This window comes from Pseudoduganella sp. RAF53_2, from assembly GCF_052113985.1.
Classification (GTDB): Bacteria; Pseudomonadota; Gammaproteobacteria; order Burkholderiales; family Burkholderiaceae_D; genus Rugamonas.
The window spans coordinates 1-3,995 of record NZ_JBFRDW010000575.1; the positions used below are offsets into that span (position 1 = coordinate 1).

Annotated in this window: 5 protein-coding genes; 3 read left to right on the plus strand and 2 right to left on the minus strand. The window is 51.8% G+C overall.

Annotation, left to right across the window (positions count from 1 at the left end):
* Window positions 1-277 (minus strand): DJ-1/PfpI family protein (locus tag AB4Z11_RS25645; protein WP_442028627.1); only part of this gene is annotated, 277 nt, incomplete at its 3' end.
* A 129-nt stretch (window positions 278-406) separates the two neighbouring features.
* Window positions 407-1,591, minus strand: coding sequence for a DJ-1/PfpI family protein (locus AB4Z11_RS25650; RefSeq protein WP_442028629.1), 1,185 nt, complete (start codon window positions 1,589-1,591; stop codon window positions 407-409).
* A 742-nt stretch (window positions 1,592-2,333) separates the two neighbouring features.
* Between AB4Z11_RS25650 and AB4Z11_RS25655 the strand changes: the two genes are divergently transcribed.
* The 3 genes from AB4Z11_RS25655 to AB4Z11_RS25665 form a co-directional block, all read left to right on the plus strand.
* Window positions 2,334-2,528, plus strand: coding sequence for a superinfection immunity protein (locus AB4Z11_RS25655; RefSeq protein ID WP_442028630.1), 195 nt, complete (start codon window positions 2,334-2,336; stop codon window positions 2,526-2,528).
* Between the two features lie 358 nt (window positions 2,529-2,886).
* The gene (locus tag AB4Z11_RS25660; RefSeq protein WP_442028631.1) at window positions 2,887-3,345 is read left to right on the plus strand and encodes a FixH family protein; all 459 of its coding nucleotides are present in this window, start codon (window positions 2,887-2,889) and stop codon (window positions 3,343-3,345) included.
* The coding region (locus AB4Z11_RS25665; RefSeq protein WP_442028632.1) for a cytochrome-c peroxidase at window positions 3,342-3,995 on the plus strand (654 nt) is incomplete at its 3' end. The genes AB4Z11_RS25660 and AB4Z11_RS25665, both read left to right, overlap by 4 nt.

Below are 3,995 nucleotides of genomic sequence, written 5' to 3' on the forward strand. Positions count from 1 at the left end.
GCTTTCGTACGAAGTCCAAGACTTTAGGGTTGTGCTTTTCACGCCTCGTTCCTGGTCCGCCGGGAATTACGAAGATGTCAGGCTGCGGCATATTGTCGAAAGTGTAGTGAGGGATAATCACCAACTGGTTTCGGGCCAAAATCGGTCGCATAGACTCTGCAACCGTATAGACCTTGTAGAAGGGTGTATTGCCTCCTGCCACGCTGAAGACTTCGAACGGGCCGGCCATGTCCATGACTTCAACGTCATCGAAGATGTAGATTGCGACAGTTTTCACATTGGGCTCTTTGGTCAAGTTCTGAACTCTGGTGCTGGACGGCATCGCCGTTTTCTTATTTACGGAGGCACGAAGCAGAGTGCATTTCGCTGGGCAGTTCCGCGATATGTCATAAATTCCAAGGACGCATCATTGCGCAAACCCTGGGTACTCAAATTGAAGCGCGACACCGGCTGCTGTCTTTCGTCCATATTTGTCGGAAATCCCAATCAGTGCGTCGTCGAGCGCACGTGAGCCTGCGCCTTCTTCGAATGGTTGCAATGACGGCAAGGTGAAGTCGATGCCTCCAGTCAAAGTGGTGCTGTCCGGAATAATCAGAAGTCCGTTGCGAGTTCGCACGACGGCTTTGTTATCAGCGACGGAGTAGGCTTGACTGCGGCCTGTCCGCGAGTAAGCGTCTGCAGTGAAAGCTAAGGCGATATCATCAATACCGGCTGAAATCGGGACGCCGATACTATCGGTCTGATACAACCAAGCGTTGGTGTAGCGATAGGTAATGAAGGCAACCATGTTCACGCCAAGTTTCGGGAGGAATACTTCGCTATTGTGTTTTGTTCCCCATTCCGTAACTCCGAGCGATTTCGCGACGAACTCCGCACGATCGCGACCAGCGATTGCCTCAACCAAAGCAATGGAAGTCGGGAGCGCAGCGCTTATGCCTGCGCTCGAAATGATTTTTCCGTCTGCGACATACCGGACATTTTTCTGCCATTTGATATCCGTGTACTTGGAGAATCGCAGTTCTTCGGTGTCCCAATGCGCGGTTGCTCGGCGTCCTTTCATCAAACCGCTTTCGGCGACAACCAAAGCCCCATCACAGATGCTCACAATAGAAGACCCTTTGGTCGCTTGGGACTGGATCCACTTCAATAGGTCCGGATTGGTAAATTTTGTGACTGCTGGAACGATGACGTAGTCCGCTCCCTCGGGGTAGCGTTCGTCAAATTGTGTAATGGTCGCGTGAGGCTGGATCTGCAAGGCTCTGCGCATTTTTAATGGCCCCGTGTGAGTCGCGAGTGCTATGGTTTCGGCCACGCCGGCCTGTGTCAGCACGGCGTACGGAATAACAAAATCGGTGATCTCGGTGGTGCTATCGGGAGCGCTGTTTTCCCCGATAACTGCTACGACTGGACGGGGCCTCCCGAATCTCGCTTGATATCTATCAATCTTTCCATCTTTGCTCTGGGACACGCCGCCCAGAGAAGCCTGTGCGCCCGCAAAGTCGGATTCAGCAGCGAGCACTGGATGCAGAGTTGTAAGTAAGAGGGACAGGCAGAATAGGCCCGAAATAGATTTTTCATTTAAGCGATACATTAATTTCTCCGGTACTGGTACCTGCATGCATAACGCAGATATGGCCATGTTTAAAATTCTTCTAAAAAATTTGAGCCAATAATGTGGTGCGACGGTGTGGATAAAACCTTACTGTTACTAGCACAATCAGCATAAGCATGGCGACTGGCTTGCAGAAATCGTGAACGTCGAATTTGTTCGAAATTCGTCCTGATGTGTTGCAACATCACGCCGGCTCAATCCTTCTTGTGGCGGTGCTGGGTCCTGACCTTCGCAGCCACCCCCGCATGTCGCCGTCTTTAATAACAAAGCCTATTTCTTGGGAAGGGCAATTGCTTGTAGTTCGTGTCTACATGCAGGTGTTACTGCAGGCCACTTGGGGCGCCGAACTTCCGCCGATGATCCAGTCTGGTAATTTCTTTTCATTGCCAACTCCTTGTCGGGGGCTTGTGCTAAGAAGCTTCCAATCCTTGTCAACGCATGTCGCTAATTTAGGTGGCGCGCGAGGGGAAGGAGGGACAAATTCGTCCGAAATGCGGACAGGTGTTGGTTCGTTGCATTTCGGTCTGAGACTTCTGTTCAACTGATTGTCAGTCCATTGAGGAATGTTGTCCGTGTTCTATATGACCAAGCGCCACAATGTTGCCTGGCAAGTAGAGTTCAGAGCGGAACGGTCCGAACAATGCCGTTTGATGAGTTGTTTAGATGAGCTACTGTGTTGCGTTGGTGTCCAGCGCTATGAAGTAGCGGGAGACCGGGGAAAATGGATATATTGATTGGATTGTTTGTTTTTGTAATTTTGTTTGGGCTCTACTTTATCCCCGCAGGCGTGGCGCTCAACAAAAAAAGCCCCCAATTTGGCGCGATTTTTGCGTTAAACCTTTTGCTTGGTTGGACTTTCCTCGGTTGGGTTGTTTCACTAGTCTGGGCTATGGCATTGCACGACCATTCGAGTTGAGGTGCGCGACGAGGCGCCACGCGCTTGCATGGAAGCTGCCTCGCTCGGATGCATGAACTTGTGAGTGACCTTCTGATGATGCATGCAGGAGAGTGCGTCGGACTTGTATTCCTGCAACATGAGCCTCATGAGGGGCAACGCGCGACGATGGCGTGTTCTCTGGCTGGTAACAAGTCTAAGGGACGTCTTCGGACTAGTTCGTTGTGCTGCAGGGTGAGTGATTTGAGGGAGTGAGCAGCTAAGCGCCCAAACATTTGGCAGAGTTGCTGCAATTGCTGTCCGTAGGGCGATTCTTCCGCCGTCGATAATGGTTCATGTTGGTGCCATTGACCTTTCATCGAAATTTAAGGAGCAGCTCATGTTTAGCAAAATTCGTCATTCTCTTTTTGTTCTCGGCGCGCTGCTGGGCTTGCTCACAGGTTGTTCGATGATGTCGCCCCCGGAGAACTTGGATCTTCGGTTGTCGAAGGCAAGTGCGGCCAGCGCATATTCCGTGACGGTGCGACCATTGGTCGAACCTGTTGAGATTAATAAGATCCATTCCTGGGAGCTTCAAGTCGCCAATGCTTCAGGCGATCCGGTCAAGGGCGCGAAGATCTCAGTGGATGGGGGCATGCCTCAACATGGTCATGGGTTGCCAACGAAGCCGCGCGTAACGGCTGAGCTTGCCGATGGTCGATATCGCGTGGATGGTGTTAAATTCAGCATGACCGGCTGGTGGGAGTTGAAATTCAAGATTGACGCCGATAAGGGTAGTGACCAGATTACTTTCAATCTTGTGCTGCCCCAAGCGAGCGACAAGCTGAGCGCGCGATGAAAACGGCCTTGAAGGTACTTGGAGTGCTCGCGATAGTCGCATCAGCTGCGGCTGCGCACATCGTATTGGGTACCGAGCTCTCTTCTCCTATTAGTCGTGACGATTGGACTGCAAAGGAGATCGAGATCCTGCGTAGTTTGCGTCTCGATGAGCTACCTAAGGCGCCGGCTGATCCGTCCAACAAATATGAAGGCCTGCCTCAGGCAGCAGCGCTTGGCAAAAAGATCTTTTTCGACCAGCGCTTCAGCTCAAATGGGAAGATTGCCTGTGCGAGCTGTCATTCGCCGGAACTCAAATTTCAAGACAACCGTGCGTTAGGCCAGGGAATTGGCACCGGACTGCGACGAACTATGTCGATTGTGGAAAGCGGCCGCGGCGTTTGGCAATTTTGGGATGGGCGAAAGGATAGCCTTTGGTCTCAAGCACTGGGACCAATGGAGGATCCTCTTGAGCATGGAGGCAACCGGACAGCTTTTGCGAAACTTATGATGCTGCACTATCGAAGCGAGTACGAAGCGATATTCAAGCGTTTGCCTAGCGTTGATGGCTTACCGGACGCCGCTAGTCCCAACGGTTCTCCGCAAGAGCGTGCTGCCTGGGAAAAGATGAGTCTGGAGGAACGTAAGAGTGTTTCGGAAGTGTATGCAAAC